General features: G+C 58.5%; 14 protein-coding genes. 5 read left to right on the plus strand and 9 right to left on the minus strand.

From position 1 onward, the window contains the following. Positions 1-27: 27 nt before the first annotated feature. From OHL22_RS07615 to OHL22_RS07625, 3 genes are all read right to left on the minus strand, one after another. Entirely contained in the window at positions 28-2,724 is a 2,697-nt protein-coding gene (locus OHL22_RS07615; RefSeq protein WP_263335012.1) for an ABC transporter permease, read from the minus strand. A gap of 15 nt (positions 2,725-2,739) precedes the next feature. Further along, positions 2,740-3,096 carry a PadR family transcriptional regulator gene (locus OHL22_RS07620; protein WP_263335014.1) on the minus strand — a complete coding sequence of 119 codons (357 nt, stop codon included), beginning with the start codon at positions 3,094-3,096 and terminating at the stop codon, positions 2,740-2,742. Positions 3,097-3,348: 252 nt separating this feature from the next. Further along, positions 3,349-4,482, minus strand: a complete 1,134-nt coding sequence (locus tag OHL22_RS07625) for an esterase/lipase family protein (protein WP_263335017.1) — start codon at positions 4,480-4,482, stop codon at positions 3,349-3,351. 162 nt (positions 4,483-4,644) lie between these two features. Here OHL22_RS07625 and pabB point away from each other — a divergent pair, with 162 nt between their 5' ends. Next, on the plus strand, positions 4,645-6,534 hold the full coding sequence (gene pabB, locus OHL22_RS07630; RefSeq protein ID WP_263335019.1) for an aminodeoxychorismate synthase component I: 1,890 nt from the start codon (positions 4,645-4,647) through the stop codon (positions 6,532-6,534). Positions 6,535-6,538: 4 nt separating this feature from the next. Here the strand turns inward: pabB and OHL22_RS07635 are convergent, their stop codons facing one another. Together OHL22_RS07635 and OHL22_RS07640 are read right to left on the minus strand one after the other, a co-directional pair. After that, entirely contained in the window at positions 6,539-7,456 is a 918-nt protein-coding gene (locus tag OHL22_RS07635; protein ID WP_263335021.1) for an undecaprenyl-diphosphate phosphatase, read from the minus strand. 75 nt (positions 7,457-7,531) lie between these two features. Then, positions 7,532-8,053, minus strand: a complete 522-nt coding sequence (locus OHL22_RS07640) for a GNAT family N-acetyltransferase (protein ID WP_263335024.1) — start codon at positions 8,051-8,053, stop codon at positions 7,532-7,534. 192 nt (positions 8,054-8,245) lie between these two features. Between OHL22_RS07640 and OHL22_RS07645 the strand changes: the two genes are divergently transcribed. Then, entirely contained in the window at positions 8,246-13,153 is a 4,908-nt protein-coding gene (locus OHL22_RS07645) for a beta strand repeat-containing protein (protein ID WP_263335026.1), read from the plus strand. 323 nt (positions 13,154-13,476) lie between these two features. Beyond that, positions 13,477-13,725, plus strand: a complete 249-nt coding sequence (locus tag OHL22_RS07650) for a hypothetical protein (protein ID WP_263335028.1) — start codon at positions 13,477-13,479, stop codon at positions 13,723-13,725. Between the two features lie 302 nt (positions 13,726-14,027). Here the strand turns inward: OHL22_RS07650 and OHL22_RS07655 are convergent, their stop codons facing one another. Then, positions 14,028-15,395 carry a hypothetical protein gene (locus OHL22_RS07655; protein WP_263335031.1) on the minus strand — a complete coding sequence of 456 codons (1,368 nt, stop codon included), beginning with the start codon at positions 15,393-15,395 and terminating at the stop codon, positions 14,028-14,030. Between the two features lie 946 nt (positions 15,396-16,341). Here OHL22_RS07655 and OHL22_RS07660 point away from each other — a divergent pair. Next, positions 16,342-17,196, plus strand: a complete 855-nt coding sequence (locus OHL22_RS07660) for a gamma-glutamyl-gamma-aminobutyrate hydrolase family protein (RefSeq protein WP_263335034.1) — start codon at positions 16,342-16,344, stop codon at positions 17,194-17,196. 11 nt (positions 17,197-17,207) lie between these two features. On the opposite strand, the gene OHL22_RS07665 is transcribed toward OHL22_RS07660, so the two are convergent. After that, positions 17,208-17,633, minus strand: a complete 426-nt coding sequence (locus tag OHL22_RS07665) for a hypothetical protein (protein ID WP_263335036.1) — start codon at positions 17,631-17,633, stop codon at positions 17,208-17,210. Between the two features lie 156 nt (positions 17,634-17,789). Here OHL22_RS07665 and OHL22_RS07670 point away from each other — a divergent pair, with 156 nt between their 5' ends. Then, positions 17,790-18,332 (plus strand): TfoX/Sxy family protein, encoded by a 543-nt coding sequence (locus OHL22_RS07670; protein ID WP_263335038.1) that lies wholly within the window; start codon positions 17,790-17,792, stop codon positions 18,330-18,332. Between the two features lie 22 nt (positions 18,333-18,354). Here the strand turns inward: OHL22_RS07670 and OHL22_RS07675 are convergent, their stop codons facing one another. Together OHL22_RS07675 and OHL22_RS07680 are read right to left on the minus strand one after the other, a co-directional pair. Beyond that, on the minus strand, positions 18,355-19,260 hold the full coding sequence (locus OHL22_RS07675; protein ID WP_263335040.1) for a hypothetical protein: 906 nt from the start codon (positions 19,258-19,260) through the stop codon (positions 18,355-18,357). A gap of 63 nt (positions 19,261-19,323) precedes the next feature. Continuing rightward, complete coding sequence (locus OHL22_RS07680; protein ID WP_263335042.1) at positions 19,324-20,238, minus strand: LysR family transcriptional regulator; 915 nt, start codon at positions 20,236-20,238, stop codon at positions 19,324-19,326. Between the last annotated feature and the right edge of the window lie 37 nt (positions 20,239-20,275).

The raw sequence follows: 20,275 nt of genomic DNA on the forward strand, positions 1-20,275 counted from the left end.
GGTATAGCTAACTACGCGGCGGCGCCGCTAATTGTTTCGCAGCGCTTCCATCGGATGAATACGCGAAGCCCGCCGCGCCGGAAGATAGCCCGACAGTAGCGCTACGCCCATCAACGCAAAGACCGTCCCGGCATACGCCAGCGGATCCCACGGCGAAGTAGCAAACAGCAGCGTCGCAATCAGCTTTGCGATGGCAAACGATCCTATGCCGCCAAGAATCAATCCGCTGACCGCGAGCCGCAGCGTCTCTCCCAGCACATCGCGCCGCACCCGCGCCGTTGTTGCACCCAACGCCATGCGCACGCCAATCTCCTGCGTCTTCTGCGTCACCGAGTAAGAGATGACGCCATAGATGCCAAGCGCCGCCAGCGACAACCCAAGCAGCGCAAACGCCCCCACCAGAATCATGAAAAACCTGCGCGGCGAAACCGAACGATCCACCATGCTTTGCAGTGTCACAAACTCCGCCGCAGGCTGATTCGGATTCAGCTCGTGCAACGTCCGCAGCACACTCGACGCCACAGCCGACGGCTCTTCCACATTGGTACGAATCACCAACTCCGCGCTGTTGGGGCCAGCCTGCATAAATGGGTAGTAAATCTGCCAGCTTGTGGAGTTCTCCACACTGTCGGCGTGAACATCATCGACGACCCCGGCAACTGTGGCGTCACCGGTTCCAGTTCCGACGAGAACCTTGCCGACGGCATCTTCGCCAGGCCAGAAAAATTTGGCCATGGAAGAGTTGATGATTACGACATTCTGACCGTTGGGATCATCCGACCAAGTAAAGTCCCGGCCGTGCAATCGCATCCCCATGGCCTGCACGTAACCCGGAGTAATGACATACACCAGTGGATTCGGTAGTGATCCGTCCTTGTACTGGTGCCCCTTGGCACGGGGCGCACCCCACGAGCGATTAGCTCCGAGTGGCAGATAATCTACAACGCCAGCGGCTTGCACTCCTGGAATCGCAGATACCTGGCTGATCATCTGTCGGAAGATCGCGCCGCGCTTCATCGCGCTGGTTTTGCCATCCGGAGCGCTGTCGTCGTACTCGGCCTTGACGGCAATCGCGCGTGACGGCGCAAAGCCCAGATCGATATCCAGCACCTTCATAAAGCTGCGCAGCAGCAGTCCGGCGCTTACCAGCAGCACACAGGCCATCGCCACTTCCGTCAGCACCAGTGCCGCGCGTACGCGATTATGCTTGCGGCTCTGTCCGCTGCCCGCTCCCGAGTCCTTGATCGCTTCATGCAGATTGCCCGAAGCCATCCGCAGCCCGGGAATCAAGCCAAACAAGAGTGCCGTAACCACAGCCACCAGAATCGTCCAGCCAAACGCCTGCCCATCCAGGTGCAACAACTCCAGCATCGGTAGAGCAATCGCACCCTGGTGTGACAGCCACCCCACCAGAGAATACGCAAGCGCGAGCCCGAAGGCCGCCCCCGCAAATGAAAGCATCAGGCTTTCCAGCAGCAGTTGCCGTATGATCCGCCCACGGCTCGCTCCCAGTGCTCCGCGAATCGCAAACTCCTTCGCCCGCGTCGCCGCACGCGCCAGCAGCAGGTTCGAGAGATTCACGCCCGCAATCAGCAGAATCGCACCCACCGCGCACCACAACACGACCAGCGAGCGCCGCAGTCTCCCACTTACGTAATCCTTCAGCGTACGCAACTGTATCGATGAATCCTTGCCACCATACGTCCCGCACGACTTCGGCTGCTTCACATTCCAGCAGAGGCTAGGCTCAACTCGCAGTGCATCCGACTGCGCCTGCGGCAGTGTGACACCGGGCTTCAAACGGCCAAGCAGTGTAACGATGTTGCCCCAGTTCCGCGAAGCATCAAGATCAAGCGGCGTAAACAGATCGATCTTCTCGCCCGGCGAAAAGAACGCGCCAAAATCAAAGCTCACAGGCAACACGCCCACCACTGTGTACGGCGTTTTGTTCATGTCGATGACCTTGCCGACAATCGCCGGATCGGCATTGAACTGATGACGCCAGTAGGCATTCGAAAGCAGCGTTACATGGTGCGCTCCGGGCCGCGTCTCCTCCGCGGTAAACAACCGCCCCATCGCCGGCTGCACGCCCAGCACCTGAAAGAAATTGCCGATTACGTCAATGCCCGTGGCGGGCTTCGCATCCGCCTGCGCCGTCAGCCGCACATTCCCCGGCCCCGAAAACGCAAAGTACCCTGTCACGGCCTGATACACGCGGCTGCCATCGCGAAACTCCTCATACGCATCCGACGAATACGTCGCGCACGACAACCCGCACTTCTGTGGTGGCGGAGCAATCCACACCAATTGCCGCGACTCCGGGAAGGGAAGTGGCCGCAGCAGCAGATTGTTCACCACGCTGAAGACTGAAGTGTTGGCGCCAATCGCCAGCGCAAGAATTAGAACCGATACGATGGTGAAACCCGGATCGCGTCCCAGAGTGCGCAGCGTATAGCGCACATCCCGCACGGTATCTGACCAGTGATCGCTCAGGCGTTTACGTTGTTCCATCTTCCCCCCTATGCGCTCGCCTGCTCTCTGCACGGCAAGTATGTTGCCGAACTGCCGTTCGGCCTCTTTGCGGGCTGCCTCGGGACGCCAACCTTGAGCGATCAGTTCATCAATCTTGCAATCCACGTGAAAGCGCAGTTCAGCCTTGATATCGGCCTTTTTGTCAGGACCGAACAGTCGGTCGTACCTGCGCCACATCGGAACTTTCTTCATGCGCTCTCGTCTGCTCTACGCAATCTCCTGCGCCGGCGGATGCGTCGCTTCCAATACCTTTGCGACCGCCATCGCATACGCCTGCCAGATCTTCGTCTCCGAGCGAAGATGACGCTTGCCCTCGCTCGTCAGGCTGTAATATTTCGCCTTGCGATTATTCTCCGACAATCCCCATTCTGACTCGATCATCTGTTTGCTCTCTAGCCGCCAAAGAGCCGGATACAGCGTGCCCTCTTCGACCAGCAGCGCATCGTCGCTTTGCCGCCGAATCAGGCTGGTGATCGCATAACCATGCAGCGGTCCCCAGATCAGCGCCTTCAGAATGAGAATGTCGAGTGTTCCTCGGAAGAGTTCAAGACGGGTCTTTTCCATATCGTTGGGGTTCTCCCCTTTGGTTTCATGGGAAGCATGCCACGATCTCCCCTTGCATGGCAAGGGGAAACTTTGCAGACCTCGCCTCTACCCGGCAACCGTGCAATTCGACTTCATCTTCGCATCGACGGTTAGGTAGAAAAAGGTAGGCCGGGATTTATCCCGGCGCAAGATCCAACACCACCATCGGGCTTTAGCCCCTGAGGCGGGTTTTCCGCTTCTCGTGGGACGGCATCCACAAGTGCGAGAATGCTATTCCTTCACCGGCACTTCGCCCCGCACATGAAAATGCACCAGGATCGATGCATGTCCCGTCGGACATCCAAGCAGCAGACTGTGCCCGTGCCCCTTGAAGGCATAGGAGATATGCGCAATCCCACCGGGATCAACCCGCGTCACCACTGGCGGCGACGTCTCCTTGATCTTGTCCTTATCCACCAGCTCCACTTCGGCAGAGATAAGCTGTTCGTGCAGCGAAACATCCAGCGCAATCGGCACCTGCAAATCGCTTCCCGCATTGGTCCGGTTGCAATCTACATTCAGCCCTGAAATCTTGTTATCCCGCACGCTCTCCACCACATTGATCACCGGATTGTTCCGGTACATCCGCGCAAAAAACGTGTACGCGTCCGCCGACCGGTTCGCAGGCCGCACAATGTTGATGTGGTCCGCCATCACCTTCTGCGGAGCCACATCCCCATCGCAACCATACGTCGCGCTGTAGTAACTCACCACCCGCGTGTGTGCGTGAAAATACTTCCCCACACCTTCGCCCGCCGCCGTATCCAGCCCCTCATATGCACAATAACGATGAATTCCAAAGACCGATGGCGTACTCCTCCACCTCTGCTCCAGGTCCATGAGAAAGCTATTGTCGTTGCTGTCGCTCAAATCCGCCAGCAGCGGATCACTGTCGTAGATCTTCGCCAAGTTTGCGACAAATGACCCCTCATGCGGCGTCGCATACGAAACAACAAACCGCACATGCGCCGCGTCCGTGGGATGACTCAGCAGCATCTCTTCCGTCAGCAAACCGCCCAGGCTATGGGCAATGATGACAATATCCTTGTGATCCCACACCCGCTGCTGCTTCAGGCCCTTGTACAAGATTTCCGCAAGCTGCACCGTCGTGTACTGCCCATGCTTCGAAGGCGTCGGATACTGCGCCACCACCACATCGGATTGCTGAAAGTGCGCATCCGTCTGCACCATCTGCGGCCAGTACGCACCATTCGACGCCCGCCATGTCTCACGATCTCCATGCAGACCATGCACAAATACGATGACTCGCGGTTTGAGATCCTCGGCCTGAGCCCGCGTCGAGCCAAAACCGGTTGCCAGAAAACTTAGAAATAGCGCCCAAACAAAGGCGGCAGCGCTGCGCAAGGCAAGATTCTCCTGTATGCCAGATGCCTGACAATTGGACGGTCTAGGAAAAGATTAGCTCTTTTTCCCGAGCCGATAAAACTCCGCCGCCGTCAGACAGGCCGCATTGTGAAAAGCCCTCCGGTCTCCACCTTACGCAACTCAATGCCGTAGCCTGAGAACATGCAGCAAGTTGTTCGTCACCCCAGCGAATGGAGCGCAGCCGCTGCGAGCGAACCGGGCTCAGTGCTGTTGCAGCGCGTGCCTTCACACGGTGATTTGGGCCGCAGCATGCTCTTCTCCAACCCCGCGCGCATCATCGCCGCACATCATCCTAAGCACCTCCCGGAAGCTCTCGACGCCGTCGAAGAAGCCCTCGCGGAAGGCCTGTACATCGCGGGATACATCGCCTACGAGGCCGGTTTCGCATTGGAACCATCCCTGGCAAACCTCAGCAGCACTCTGCCGAACAACGAGCCTCTTCTCTGGTTCGGCTGCTATCGCTCTCCCGAAATCTCTCAAGAAACTATCGTCTCTCAAGTCGCCACCACTCCGTCCGTACACCCACAGTTCCTTCTGTCAGCCGACGAACACGCAGATAGAGTCGAAGCGATCCGCAGCCTCATCGCCGCTGGAGAAACCTACCAGGCCAATCTGACAACCGAAGTGCTGTGGCACACGAACGAATCGCCAGCAGAGATGTATCAGCGCTTCCTGCGCGCGCAGCCCGTCCCCTACGCAGCCATGCTGCACCCCATCCCCGGATGGCACATTCTCTCGCTCTCTCCCGAGCTATTCTTCGCCCGCCATGGCGATCGCATCATCACCCGTCCCATGAAAGGCACAGCCGCGCCAGGAATGGACGCAGCCGAACTGCGCGCCAACTCAGCATGGCTTCAATCCGACGAAAAGAATCGCGCAGAAAATCTCATGATCGTCGATCTGCTGCGCAACGATCTCGGCCGCATCTGCAAAATGGGCTCCGTTCACGTCTCCGATCTCTTCAAAGTCGAACAATACCCGACAGTCCTGCAGATGACTTCCACCATCGAAGGCACGCTGCGCGAAGGCGTCGGCTATCCCGAGATATTCCGTGCTCTTTTTCCCTCCGGCTCCATCGTTGGCGCACCCAAAATTCACACCATGCGCCTGCTGCACGCCTTGGAAAATCAGCCCCGCGGCGTCTACACCGGCGCCATCGGATACATCTCTCCCCACGGAGAAGCCGAATTCAATGTAGCCATCCGAACCATCTCACTACGCGGAAACGAAGCGCGCCTCGGCGTCGGCTCCGGCATCGTCTACGACTCCCGTCCCGAAACCGAGTACGCGGAGTGCCACACAAAAATCAATTTCCTCACTCGCGAACCGGTCCAGGACTTCGAGCTGATCGAAACACTGTTATTGCATCGGGGAAGCTACACATTGCTCCCCGAGCACATCGAGCGCATGCGGCAATCAGCGGATTATTTCGACATGCCCTTCGACATAACCCGCGTGCACGAAGCTCTCGAAGAAGCCGCTCAAGCCAGTCCGAGCGAAGCACAAACCCGAGTGCGCGTGCTGCTACGCCAGGATGGCGCGGTAACGTGGACCGCATCTGGCATCACCGGGCAGCCGGAGACACCCGCAACACTTCTGCTCTCGCCCGAAAAGACCGACCCATCCGACCGTTTTCTTCGTCACAAAACCACACGCCGCGCCTTCTATGACGAAGCCTTTCGTCATGCACAAACGCTCGGACTCACCGACGCCCTCTTCCGCAACACGCGTAACGAGATCACTGAGGGCGCAATCCACAACATCATCGCGGTGGTTGATTCACTCTGGCTTACACCGCCGTTAGCCAGCGGAGTTCTGCCGGGAGTGTATCGCCAGCACCTGTTGCAACAAGGTCAACTCACCGAGCGTGTACTGACCATCCACGATCTGATGCAAGCCAGCACAATTTACATCTGCAACTCAGTGCGCGGCCTACGTCCCGTCGAACGAATCGTAGAACACATTGTCGAGCAAAGCGGCCAGGATGGCTTTGAAACCATCTGGCACGATCCCACGCTTTGCTCTGCGTGAGCGCTCAGAATCCGTGCAGGTACAGCGCAAAGACGCCAGCCGACGCCACCAGGCAATAGATCCCGAACAGATACCACCGCCCATTCTCCAGCCAGCTTGAGAGCCAGCGCAGCGCCACCAGTCCCGCAAGGAACGAAAACACCATCCCCAGCAGGCTCGCCAACAGCGAACCATGCAGATCCATCATCGACCCCGCAGGCGAACCGGCGCTGATCGCCACCGTGTGCGCCTTTTCCAGCCGCAACAGCTCCATGCCCACCACCACCGGAGTCAGCACCACCGCCATCGCAAAGCTGAAGCGCTCCGCAGGCGCCTTCTTCGCGCCCGCCAGCATTGCCGTGGAGATCGTCGATCCCGACCGCGAAAATCCGCGGAAGGGCAGCGCCAGCCCCTGCACAATCCCCATCCAGGAGGTTTGCGCCAGATTCACCGTGCCTTCACTCTCCGGCTTGAACGCGGCATACGATGGAATCCGGTTCGCAAGCTGCCGCCGCTCCATCAGCCCCGAAATGAGAATCAGCAAGCCAGCCGCCGCCAGTGCCGGCGCAATCAGATCAAGCCTGCTGAAAAGGTTCTCGATCTCCGCCTTGGGCTGATGGGCAAACAGGGTCTTCTCAATCAGCTTCTTCAGCGCCTCGCCCACAATACCGGTAAGAATCGTCGCCCAGATCACTAGGCCAGCAAAACGATTGAAGTTCTGGCTAGACGAGAAGTATGCCTCCTTCCACGTCCGCCAGAAATAGACGATCACAGCAAACATCGTTCCCGTATGCAGCATCACCAGCAGCAGCGTCATCTGCGGCGCAGACGGATCAAGTCCCATCAGCTTCTCAGCAACAATCACATGCGCTGAGCTTGAAACCGGTAAAAGTTCGGCTAGGCCTTGCACAATGGCCAGAAGAATCACTTTCCAAATCGGCATAGCCTCTAGTGTATTTGCCTCAAGCGCAAAACCATATGAATCTGCGGCCAGTAAAGAACAGCCCCGCTCCACCCGCTACAGCAACGCCCTGAGATCCAGCCATCCCAACGCAATCTCAGCCAGCCTTGCACCGCCAATCTCAATCTCTCGCGAAGCAACATCCACAGCCCCAAGCCGCCGGTAAAACCCCGCCGCGGAATTCGCCTCCAGCAGCCACACCATCATGCCCTTTCGCCCCTCATCCCGCAGAATAGCCGCCAGCGCCTGCACCATCGCTCTGCCAATTCCACTGCGCTGATACTCTTCCAGCAGATAGACCGCGTATAGCTCCCCATCGTAGACATCGCTCGGGTCCGGTTCGCGATTCAGGCCGCCGCTGATAAAGCCAAAGACCGCCACATCGTCTCCAGCTACCAGAGTCGTGACTTTCTGTTCACCAAGCCATTGCTGCCATCGGGAAGCGAAGACAGTTTCCTCAAGCGAATCAAGATACGCCTGCGGCACAATGCCGCCGTAAGTGCTGCGCCAGCTTGCCACATGCACCCGCGCAATCGAGGCGGCATCAGCTATCTCCGCCCGGCGAATCGTGAATCGCATATCTGTACTCCAAAGCAATCCAAATGAGGAACAGTCGCTCGTCCTATAATGGGCCCATCGACTTAAAAGAATCTTAGAAACATCTGAGCACACCCCTGTCTCTCTTTCCCTCCGGATTGCTTCCAGATCTCTGTTGAAGATGCCATCGGGCCTCGCCGCCCGTGCGCAGCCGTACGCAGATTGGAGCACTCTGTGCGCAGATTGGAATGGATAAGTCGATGGGTGGCGCTGTGCCTCGCCTGCCAGGCAGCAATTGCAATTGCTGAACCCCCACAAACCCAAACATCGGCCCAGCCGCCCCAGGTCCGCGCAGCGCAGCGTTTCCTCGCCCACCGAGGCGGAGCAAAACAGCTTCGCCAGCGCGCGTTAGCAGCCACACATCAGGCCGCAACAGCCTCGCGCAGTCTGCTCCCAATGGCCTCAACAAACTCCACCTGGACCCCCGTCGGTCCGCTCGCCGTCAGCTCCATCACATCCGGCCTCGTCACCGGACGCATCTCCTCCATCGCCGTCGATCCCTCAGATAGCTCCGGAAACACCATCTACGCCGGCACCACCGGCGGCGGTGTCTGGAAGAGCCAGAACGCCGCCGCATCCACCGCGTCGAGCGTACAGTTCACCCCACTCACCGACGGCATAGCCGGGCTCTCCGGCTCGTCCGACGCAGGCGCGAGCATCGGCGCTGCCACAGTCCAGCCTGGCGGCACGGGCATCATCCTTGCCGGACTCGGCGACCCCAACGACGCGCTCGACTCCTACTACGGCGCAGGCTTGCTCCGTTCCACCGATAACGGCAAAACCTGGTCCCTTATCACCCAGACCGACGATCTTGAAACCGGCCTCAGCACTCAGGACTATGCCTTCACCGGCGAGGGCTTCGCCGGTTTTGCCTGGAGTACCACCAACACCCAGCTTGTCGTAGCCGCCATCAGCCAGGCCTTCGAAGGGGCCATCACCAACGCCACCATGCAGGGGCAAAGCTACGAAGGCCTCTACTACTCCAGCGACGCTGGAGCCACCTGGCATCTCGCCCAGATCACCGACCTCGACGGCCAGGATGTGCAAGGTCCTGAAGACGCCTTCATCCTTCCCGACGGCAACGCCGCGACATCAGTCGTCTGGAACCCCATCCGCCAGCTCTTCTTCGCTGCCGTCCGCTATCACGGCTACTATCAATCTTCCGACGGCATTCACTGGACGCGTTTCGCCAATCAGCCCGGAACCAATCTCACCATAGCCGTCTGCCCCACCGGCGCCAGCGTCCTCGGCTGCCCCATCTTCCGCGGATCACTCACTGTCAACCCCCAAACCGGCGATACCTTCTCCGCCACCACACTCAGCTTTCCCAACACCGTCGAAGGCCAGCCATCCGCTCCGCTCACCGTCACCCTCACCAACAGCGGAGGAATCCCACTCACCAGCATCAGCACCTCCGTCACCAACAACCAGGGCAGCTCCGATTTCCAGGCGATCAGCAGTTGCGGCACCCAGCTCGCAGCTAACTCTTCCTGCACCATCTCTGTCACGCTCACGCCGAGCGTAACCGGCACAGAGTCTGGAACGCTCTACATCGGCGATGCCCTCAAATCCCAGTCCGTAAAACTGAGTGGTTGGGGACTGTCTCCTCCCCTGATCTCTTTGTCCACCACTTCATTTGCCTACGGCAGTCAGGAGATTGGTGTTGCAACTGCGGCAAAGTCTCTCAATATCTATGACCGTGGTGGATCTTCGCTAGCTCAGCCCAGCGTATCGATCTCCGGATCAGGCGCGGCTGCATTCTCCATTGCGGCAAATAACTGCACCGCCTCCGTTGCCGTCAGCCAGTACTGCACAGTGCAGGTGGTCTTCACCCCCGTCATAGCGGGCTCCGTTACCGCGACCCTCACCGTTACCAGCGCCAGCCCGAATGTGGCCCCTGCGACCCTCGCTCTCAGCGGAACCGGCCTCACGCCCCCGATCCTCGGCGTACAACCCGCATCCATCAATGTGGGCATCGTAGACGTGGGATTTTCGAGCAACGCCTACTCGATAACAGTCCAAAACCTGGGCCAGATCGCCATGACTGCGCCCACCTTTGCCCTCACAGGATTCACCGGTCCCAGCGGTGCATTGCCGACCGACTTCGCGTTGAGTGCTCCCTCCGATGTAACGGCCTGCACCGCCAACCTCAGCCCCGGCGGCCTCTGCTATGAGCAAGTCATCTTCTCTCCCTCGGCAATCGGCACCGAGAGCATAACTCTTGTCGTCTCGAATCCGCAGGCCAATCCGTCCTCCGCGACTGTCACTATTACCGGAACAGGCTCACCGCCCATCTCGCTCCAGTCCAATGTCTCGCAGCTCGAGTTCGGCCAGGCCACGGTTGGCTCCGCCAGCCTGCCTCTCACGCTCACCATAAGCAACGTTGGCCGTCAGGCGGCAAACGGGCTCACCTTCGCCCTCACAGGCCCATACAGCCTCAACGCCAGCCCCACCGCCTGCGGCAGCACGCTGGGCGGACAGGCTTCCTGCAACGTAGCGCTCGTCTTTTCCCCAACCGCCAGCGGCGACCAACCCGGCACTCTCACCGTAGCCGCCGCCAACCAGGGCGTAGCCCCTCTGGTCGTAGCGCTCGATGGAACAGGCCAGGCAGTCGGCGGATTCTCCGTCCAACCCTCGCAATTGACCTTCGGCAGCGTGCAAACCGGAACCATTTCCGCATCCCAGACCCTCACCATCACTAACTCCGGCGGTGCCACCCTCGCCGGAATCCAGCTCAGCATGGCCGGCGACTTTTCTCTCACCGCCGACGGCTGTTCCGCCACGCTCGCCGCAGGAGCCACCTGCACCACCGGAGTGGTCTTCAAACCCTCCACCACCGGCAATGAAACTTCCACCCTGACCCTCACCTCAACCTCCGCAGGCACCACTCCCGCCGTTGTCCCCATGAGCGGAACCGGCATCCCCGCAGGCTCCATCTTCGCCACCCCTGCAGTCCTCGGCTTCGGCTCCGTTACCGTCGGTGGAAGCGCTGCCGCACAGACCGTCTCTCTTCAGAACACCGGAGCAATCACGCTTTCCGGACTTCAGTTCTCCGTCATCGGCGACTACAGCCTGCTTTCCAACACCTGCGGCACTGTCCTCGCACCCTCCGCTGCATGCACCCTGAGTGTCAGCTTTGCTCCCTCTCAAGCCGGCACCCGCATCGGCTCCATCACTGTCAACTCCGCGGCAACCGGCTTCACCCCCACCGTCATCGGTCTCACCGGCACCGGACTTCCCGCCGCGCAGCTCGCCGTGACCCCATCCCATCTGACATTCAGCACCATCCCGGTCGGCAGCAGCAGTTCTCCGCAAACCATCACCGTAAGCAATCCCGGCACTGCTGCTCTGCAAGGCCTCACAGCAACAGCAACTGGTCCCTTCACCACCGGTTCCGGAAGCTGCGGTTCCACCCTGGCCGCAGGCGCGAGCTGCGCGATCACCGTCACTTTCTCTCCAAAAACCGCAGGCGTCCTGACCGGCGTCGTCACCCTGTCTTCCTCATCGGTCGGAGTTCCTTCCGTTGCCATTCAAGCAAGCGGTACTGGTCTCGCCCCTGCTTCTCTTGCGCTCACACCCTCGCCAGTCAATTTCCCGAGCGTAGAACTCGGCGTCACCAGTCCCTCACAGACCGTCACGGTAACGAACAGCGGCGGACAATCCCTCGGCGGCCTCGCCATCTCCCTTACCGGTTCCGAATCGCAGGACTTCGTCCTCGGAGCCAATACATGTACGGCCACTCTCGCCGCGGGTGCAAGTTGCGCCGTCTCCATCACCTTCACACCGACCCTCGCCGGAGGTCGCCAGGCATTCCTCACCGCAGCGTCCACCACTTCAGGCGTCGCCAGTGTGACCACAACCCTCTCCGGTGCCGGGCTCACTCCTCCAGTGCTTAACTTCGCTCCTACCCAGTTAAGCTTTCCCACAACTCAGATCGGCCAGTCCAGTGCCGCGCAACAACTCAATCTCACTAACTCTGGCCAGTCCGGCATCTCCGATCTCCAGCTCACCCTGACCACCGGCTTTGTTCTGAATGCGGCGCAAACTACTTGCACTGCCGCATTGTCGGCAGGAGCATCCTGCATCGCGGCCATTCAGCTCTCGCCGGCCAGCTCAGGAACCACGACCGGAGCTATCTCCGCAGCCTCCCATCTCACCGGCGCATCCGCCACCGCGGCCCTCACCGGTAACGGCTCCGTTCCTCCATCCATCGTTACGTCACCGGCCAACACCATACAGTTCGGCACCACAGGCGTTGGATCATCCTCCCCGCAGCAAACCGTTACCGTCACCAACCCCAGCGCCGTCAGCGCAGTTACCGGCCTATCCCTAACCCTCGATGCCAATGCCCAGCAAAACGGTTTCGGCCTCGGCTCCAATAACTGTGGCAGCACAATTGCCCCTGGTGTAAGTTGCACTGTTAACATAAATTTCTCGCCCGCCACTTACGGCCCGCTTACCGGCATACTAACCCTTCAGGGAACAAATGGCGTCGCTCCGGTTCAATTGCAACTCGCCGGCATCGGTTACAGCTTCCAGTTCACCGTTAACGGCGACAACTCCGCCACGGTGGTTCAGGGCCAATCCGCGAACTATACGCTATCCCTCACCTCATATGGCAGCGCAGCGAACTCCGGTACTAACTTCAGCTTTGAGTGCGACAACCTGCCTGCCAACGCTATCTGCGTCTTCAATCCTGTTCAGTTACCGGTGCAGCAATCAAACGTGACCGGTCAGGTCCTGTTACAGATAGGCACGGGCGCACCGTCGATCGCCGCTGATAGGAATCCCCCTCGCAGCGGGCCAACATTTCCGTCACATAATCTGATCGTTTTGGCTTGCGGAATTTGCTGCATTCCGTTCACCCTGCGCTGGCGAAAGAAGATAAGTAGCCTTCTCGTGATTACCCTGGTTTTCGGTGCAGCCATCGCCATAGCCGGTTGCGCCGCGTCCAGCGGCAGTGGCTCATCCGGACAGCAAAAGACCGGTGGAGGCACGCCTCCAGGAAGTTATACCGTCACAATCTCCGCAAATGCAAACGGAGTAACGAAGAGCCTCACTGTAACACTGGCCGTCAACTGATTTCCGTCCGCGAGAAAGATCAAGGCCGTCGTGCGCAGCAAAGCACAACAAGGAGTGACCCACGCAGTAGTATTCAACACACCGCTGGAACCGTTGCTTAGAACTCATCTCATATATGTCGTTCCGGTTCCGGGCTGTTTCCTGAAACCCGCTTTGATTGCGGGTTTCATACGAGTCCTCTTTGCATCGTGGTGTTTATGAGATGAGTTCAACGCTTGACTTAGTTCGTGAAGCCGATTCCTCAGATGTGCAAAAGTGAACGAGAGGCGCATTTTCGCATACTGCAGATCGACTTACCCACAGAAATGGGATATGCTCTCGCTATGGCTATAGAAACTATTATTGCTCAATTGGATGCGGAGATCGCGCGGCTCTACCAGGTGCGTAATCTCCTGTCTTCGACCGGCAAGGTTGAAGGAAAAATTAACACCACAAACGGAACCGTAACAAGAAAAACTCGTAGTTCGGCAAGCGGAAAAGGCAAAGGGAAGCGCGTACTTAGCCCTGAAGCTCGTAAGGCAATAGCAGATGCACAACGCCGCCGCTGGGCCGCACAAAAGGCTAAGGGATAAAAAAGGACGCATAAAGTATTTTTCGGAATTATTGCGGAGCAAAACCCTGAATCGCTAATCCTTGATCGCTAAGTGGGTCGTTGATTAAGAGAAATGGAACTGCTCTCGTTTTATAAGCATGCACAGTAATTCCGAAACAGGATTAAATCCTGAGCTACCGCATCCTATTTGCCGTCCTGTATGTGCTGTGGAAGATAACCTTCCCGCTCCCACAGCGAGCCCATTCATAGGATTCAGTCTTGTCCCAAGACAAAAACCGGGGCGCCGATTTTCCCGGCAATAAACAAAAACTTCCTGATTAGCTACCAGATCTCCACAGCGCGAAGCTGCGGCGGCCCCGCGTGGCCGTCGATAACCTGCGTCTCGATGACTGCTTCAATATTCTTGTTGCGCCAGTCCGGCGGCGCATTGTGCAGCAGTGCTTCCAGATCGGCAGGATTCGAAATCAGTTCACCCGCCGCTTCTGTTCCTTCTTCTGAAATTCCCGACGCAATCACCACCGGTTGTCCCGTAAGGGTGTCACGATAGCGGGCGACTATGGCATAGTCCGCCGCCAGTTTCTCATACGGAATCGTCCACGCAAACGTCCAGCTCGTTTTTGCCTTGCTCTTCCGGTCGACAATCAGCGCGTTGCCATCCACGGAGTCAAACCCAAACCGCAGATCCCGCGTCAGTCGCATCGTCCATAGATTGTCAAAGGCGCCGATAAACACCGCCGGCCCCTCGCGTAACTGGGCAAAACTCGCCTCCGAGGCTGCTGAAACCCGGAAAGCCTTGTGCTCCCGTTCCAGCACCGGCACAATACGGCTCAATGTCGTCACATCGGCCAGAGCAAATAATCCTGACTGCCGCAGCCGAAAGTACAAAGGCTCCGTCAGCTTCGGATGCTGGATCACCTGCGCCGGGTCCGTATCCTGGCTCGAATCGCGCGCCGGTTCGCCCAGGCAGATCGTCACCGTCGCCGGCCCCGCCGTTAGCGGCCTCCAGAAATCGTCCACGATCTGCGTCGGTGATTGCGGAGGCGGCGTATGAGCCTGGCGGTACTGCCGGAACCAGTAGCCAGTCACCAGCCCCAGCACCAGCGTGATCACCACCAGTAAAACCGTCAGAAACGGGTGCCCCGCCGGATGCGCCGAAATAGGATGTGCCGAAACCGTGTATCGAGGCTGAATCGGATCCACTGCTGCCGATTGTGCCGGCGCCGGCAGCGTCTCCCACGCCTCAAATGGCTGAGCCGGAGCCGTCTGTACCACCGGCTCAACCACGCGCTGAAACACGGGAACATAGGAGCCAACAGGCAGCTCGATCCGCAGCTCGTCGGCATGCGAGGGATCGTAATAGTATTGGGCGAGTCGTTTTCGGGTCTCACCCGCCGTAACCCTCACCACCGGATCGGCGTTCGCGTCGTACTCAGGCGGCCGTCCGAAAACCTCGATCCCGATCAACCGCTCCTTTATCTGATCCGCATTCCCTTCCAGCGTCTGCTCCACCACAAAGCGCAGCAATGCCGGGTAGCGTTTGCTCTGGAAAAAAAGTGGGTGAGTCAGCAGCAGTTCAAGTTGTGCCCGCACCGCCTCTTTGTCGGTCGCCGATACAGGTGCCCACGGCTCCAGCACTGTGCGGGAAGCAGTCGGAGAGGTCTCCTGCGTCGTTTTTGGTGAGGTTTCCACGCCTTGTATGGGTCTCGAAACGGTATGATACGGGGCCGTTGAAGTATGTGTCCACGATCTTACCGCCAAACCTGCCGAAATCCATAGAAAGAGCTCCCGGCCTATGATTTTTGCGGAGATACAACGAAACTTCCAGCCAATCACTGTTGTCCAAACAGCCTGGACCTACGTATCAAACGAGCCACGCTACCCGAAAGACCTTGCCGGATTCCTCACCATAATTAGGATCAGGGTGAGCTTCACTGGAACCTCCGCGGTGAAGAATTGGCAGTTTGAGCTCGAGATCTGTTTTCCCCGCAGGTCGGCCTTATGTCATCCGGGACAGCGGTCTGTTCGCAGGATGTACGTACGTCGACGTGGAAAGCCAGGTATAGGGAAGAGGAGCCCTGTGCCCGGTGGTGTGGATTGGGTTCACGGGTGACGACAGCTGAGAACGGCTAAGCCGCTTGTCTTCGGAAGAGCTAATCTTCTGCGGCAAGCGGCTCTTTTATTTCTCTTGGATTTTTCGCCAGCGCAACGTTGTAAAAATGAGCTGAACCGGAGCAGGTGCCTGTCCCGTCCGGTTCAGCTCCCCCAATTGGTTACTGCACGATCGACCATCTCTCCTGCTGCAGTCTTCGCCGCTACATCTTTGCCGTTGCTTCCCCTGCGCAGTGCGCATGTCCACACTTGCACACTACCTCAGTCTGTTTGCCCATTCCCTCGCAATGCGCGCTACAGTACTTTTCGTTTTTCTCCGGTACACAGCTACACGCCGGATTCGCACATTTCTTTGCATCTGTCATGATCTGTACCTCGCTCGCCCAGGCATGCCACCCGGACAGCCAATTGCCCGGGAAGCCTTCTCCTGCAAGCCGGGCAACTCATTCCCGCAATAGGATGCATGCCCTCTCACCCGCGTCCGCGCCCGGCGTTACAATTTGCACAGTCCGCCATGTCAGATTTCATGCCAACGCAGTCCGTGCACATCGCCATTCCCGAGCCTACCTCCTTCGACACCGCCTACAACCAGCGCGCCCTGCCGCAATACCTCCATGCGCTGCATTCCGCAGGAGCCACCCCCATCCCTATTCCGCTCCATGAGTCACCTCAGCGCGTGGCCCGCATCCTTTCAACCGTCCAGGGCATCCTGCTGCCAGGCAGTCCAGCCGACATCGACCCGGAAAAATACGCAGCCGCACGCCAGCCCCACACGGCACCACCCGATGCACCGCGCACCGCCGTAGACGAACTGCTTCTGCAAGATGCCTTCAATCTTCACAAGCCCATCTTCGCCATCTGCCAGGGTCTGCAATCTCTCAATACATGGTGCGGCGGCACGCTCATTCAGGACATCCCCACCGAAGTCGGCACCATCGTCAATCACGCTCCCGGCCGCACAGTCCTGGAAGCCCATCCCATCGCCGTCACCGTCAACACATGTCTATCGGCCTTGATTCCGGGCGCTCCGTTAGCAAACGGCTCCAGCCACCACCCCACGGCCTTCCGGGCACCACATCATCACGACCCGAATACCGAGCCTCTTCGCGAAGACCCCGCCCACCTCTACGTCAACTCCAGCCATCACCAGGCCATCCGCACCCCGGGCGACAATCTCATCGTCTCCGCCATCAGCCCGGCAGACAACGTCATAGAAGCCGTAGAACTCGCCTCACCGCATCACTGGGTTGTCGCCGTTCAATGGCATCCCGAGCGCACTTATAACCAGTCCACGCTCAGCCGCAACCTCTTTCACGCCTTTGTCCACGCCGCTCAGTCATGGACCCCGCGCAAGATCGAGGACTCCGTCGTTACCGCCTGATAATAGCTTCGCTAATTCTTGATTTCTGCTTTCACAGTTTCCGATGATCTGCTACCACTCGTAGCAACTTCTACTTCCCAGCTATCGCCAATAGAATCCCTGCACGCGTGGGCTAAATCGAGAGCGGACCCGCTCAGGTCGTCAGAGCGATGCGGATTCTCCAAAACCTTGGAAAATTGCACCATGGCATCTTCAACCCTGTCGTCTTCCACCACCGCCATTCGCCCCCAATAAAGTATCCAGAATCTCTCCGCCGCTTTCTGCACCGCTTCTTTGTCGGTGCTTACAGCGATCGTTGCCGCGCAATCAGCAGCCTCAATGTAAATTTGGAGCCTCGTATCGAGAAATTTCTGTTGCGCCGCTAACTTATCGGCAGCAATCTGATGTTTACGCGATATCCGGTACACCGTCAGGGTCCATATACCCGCTGCAATCAATCCCAGAGTAGTGGCCCATTTCGAAAGTGGATCTGCCATGGAAGTCCACGAAGAGGGGGAAACGCTATGTTGTAGGAGCATAGCCACTGCTTATAGCACACCAAAACAAAGTTCCGAAAGTAACTATTTCAATCGTTAAATGACCAAGCCTGATAAATGAAAAATCGAGAACTAGAGCTCCCAGGCTCCTACTCATTCCGCGTTCTTCGTGAAAAGTGGGCAACCCCGCCCACAAACACGCCCCAGCCGCCCACTCCGCGCTATCCTGTCGCCATGCCTCGCAAGCCCACCGCCACGAAAAAACGCAAATCCCCACCCTACCCATTCCTCACCGAAGCTCTCGCGCCTCTCGATCCAGAGATCCGCCCCATGTTCTCCGGATACGCCGTCTACATTGGCGACAAGATCGTCTGCATGCTGCGCGACAGCGCCAAAGCTACCGAAGACAATGGTCTCTGGCTCGTCCTGTCCGAGTCCACCGATCCCGCAGACCCCAGCCTCCGCAAAGAATTCCCCTCGCTCCGGCGCATTGTCCTGCTCGGCGACAAAATCAGTCACTGGCTGCTCATCCCAGCCGATGGTCCAGACTTCGAAACCGAATCCCTCCACGCCTGCGATCTCATCCGTAGACACGACGCGCGCATCGGCCGCATCCCAGAATCCCGCAAGTCCAAACCGAGCAAACCCAAAAATCGCTGATTTGCCAATCGCAAAACATCGGTCAGATAGTCCCGGTCCCCATCGCAGCCTTCAGCGACTGCGCAATCCGCGCCGTGCCCTCCACATTCGGATGTCCCACGGAAGCCCGGTCGCAGATGATCCACGGAAACGCGTCCACCACATCTCCATACAGATCGCTGCATTTCGCATCCCGAATAGACTTCACCTCATCTTCCGCATTCAGATCCCACGTCAGTTGCCATAGCTGTCCCTGCGGAGCCCACAACGCGTTCTCCTCCTTCAACGGCGACTCCACAAACACGCATACCTCGCGCCCCAGCGTTGCATTCGTCTTCGCAACCGCATCCTTCAGGCACGCCGTCGAGGTCTGCCAGAACGCCATCGAATTCGCAACAATCGCGGGTATCAGCTGCTCCGCATTCGCGCTCGCTCCAGTCACTGACGAGGTTGTCGGCACTCCATGCATCTCCAGCAGCATCTTCGGCTGCCTCTCGTTATCGAACTTCGTTAGCGGACTTACGATCGGGAAATACCCCATCACTGCAACCTTCGCTCCCGGCTTCATCAGCTTCCCCGCCAGTACAGGCAATAACTCCCCCATCACCTTGCCGCAATATTGCTGCGTCAGCTGCGTAATTACATCCGTCGCAACCCATGGATTGATAATCCGCGTCACGGAAACATCGTTGATCCCGCCATTCACAATCGCCCAATCCACATCCGTCCACGGCTCAAATTCAAGCACCTGCTGCCACACCGATGGATATCCCACCGGTATCTCCGGATACACCAACTGCGTCGAGTTATCCGTCTCCGCGCCCAGCAAAGCCCCCGAATGCGCCGGACGCAACAGCAACCCCTCTGGCCCCGCTACAATCCGGTCAAACTTATGCACATCCAGCAGTCCCTGCCCCCATGTCACCGAATCGCCAAACGTAACGATCATGCTCTTTGTCCCTCCGTTTCGCGTTCCGCAAAGATACCATTGCAGCGTAACGCGCCAGCCTGATCAGCGCGACAGCTTCGCGCCTAACTCCCGCATCGTGGCGCGCAGCCACCCATGCGCAGCATCCGTAGTTACTCGCGGATGCCAGTTCATCACATAACGAAACCCCGCTATCTCCACCGGAGGCTTCAACAAGCGAATCGCTGGATTTGGCGCTGCTGTCTCCGCGAACCAGCGCGGCACCGTTGCGATATATCGCGTACCCTCCACGCAACGCACCGCCGCCTCGTGATACGGAACATGCATCGCAATCTTGCGCTTGTATCCCATCGCAGCCAGAGGCTTGTCCGGCGCAACCTGCATGCCTCCAAAGAGACTCACGCTGATATGCTGCGCATCCATATACTGCTTCATCGTTAGCGCCCGCTTCACAGGATGCTTCGCATCCACCGCGCACACAAACTGCTCGTCATAAAGACTCTGGCTTTGAATTGGCGGCGGTGCTTCCACACTGCTCGCGCTGAGAATCAAATCCAGGCTGCCATGCACAAGCTGCTCGTAGATCGTCGGATGCCACGGCACAAAATCAACACGAACCTTCGGCGCTTTCGGTAGCACATCGCGGCACAGAATTGGCGCCAGTATCGCTGTCGCGCTATCCGTAGCCGCAATACGAAACGTCGCAGGCTCTGTCTCTGGATCGAACCCGCGCCCGCTCAACAACCGGTCCAACTTAGGCAGCATCACCTCCAGTTCGCCCAGCAACCGCTGCCCCTGCGGCGTTAACTCATATCCCGCAGCCCCGCGCACAAACAGATCGTCGTGAAACATCTCTCGCAGCCGCTGCAGTGCCCGGCTCACCGCAGGCTGGCTCAGCAGCAACCGCTCCGCTGCCCGCGAAACATGCCGCTCTTCCGCGAGCACAGCAAACACCACCAGCAGATTCAGATCAGCCTGACGCAATTGCGTTAAACGCATAACACATATTATCACTATGCATTGGATTTATGACCTG

The organism is Acidicapsa dinghuensis (assembly GCF_025685685.1).
In the GTDB taxonomy this organism is placed as follows: domain Bacteria; phylum Acidobacteriota; class Terriglobia; order Terriglobales; family Acidobacteriaceae; genus Acidicapsa; species Acidicapsa dinghuensis.

Excerpts from the sequence above, each read along its gene's own strand:
- OHL22_RS07615 (WP_263335012.1), bottom strand. The coding sequence starts at position 2,724 with ATGAAGAAAGTTCCGATGTGGCGCAGGTACGACCGACTGTTCGGTCCT.
- OHL22_RS07620 (WP_263335014.1), bottom strand. The coding sequence starts at position 3,096 with ATGGAAAAGACCCGTCTTGAACTCTTCCGAGGAACACTCGACATTCTC.
- pabB (WP_263335019.1), top strand. The coding sequence starts at position 4,645 with ATGCAGCAAGTTGTTCGTCACCCCAGCGAATGGAGCGCAGCCGCTGCG.
- OHL22_RS07635 (WP_263335021.1), bottom strand. The coding sequence starts at position 7,456 with ATGCCGATTTGGAAAGTGATTCTTCTGGCCATTGTGCAAGGCCTAGCC.
- OHL22_RS07640 (WP_263335024.1), bottom strand. The coding sequence starts at position 8,053 with ATGCGATTCACGATTCGCCGGGCGGAGATAGCTGATGCCGCCTCGATT.
- OHL22_RS07650 (WP_263335028.1), top strand. The coding sequence starts at position 13,477 with ATGGCTATAGAAACTATTATTGCTCAATTGGATGCGGAGATCGCGCGG.
- OHL22_RS07660 (WP_263335034.1), top strand. The coding sequence starts at position 16,342 with ATGCCAACGCAGTCCGTGCACATCGCCATTCCCGAGCCTACCTCCTTC.
- OHL22_RS07670 (WP_263335038.1), top strand. The coding sequence starts at position 17,790 with ATGAAAAATCGAGAACTAGAGCTCCCAGGCTCCTACTCATTCCGCGTT.
- OHL22_RS07675 (WP_263335040.1), bottom strand. The coding sequence starts at position 19,260 with ATGATCGTTACGTTTGGCGATTCGGTGACATGGGGGCAGGGACTGCTG.
- OHL22_RS07680 (WP_263335042.1), bottom strand. The coding sequence starts at position 20,238 with ATGCGTTTAACGCAATTGCGTCAGGCTGATCTGAATCTGCTGGTGGTG.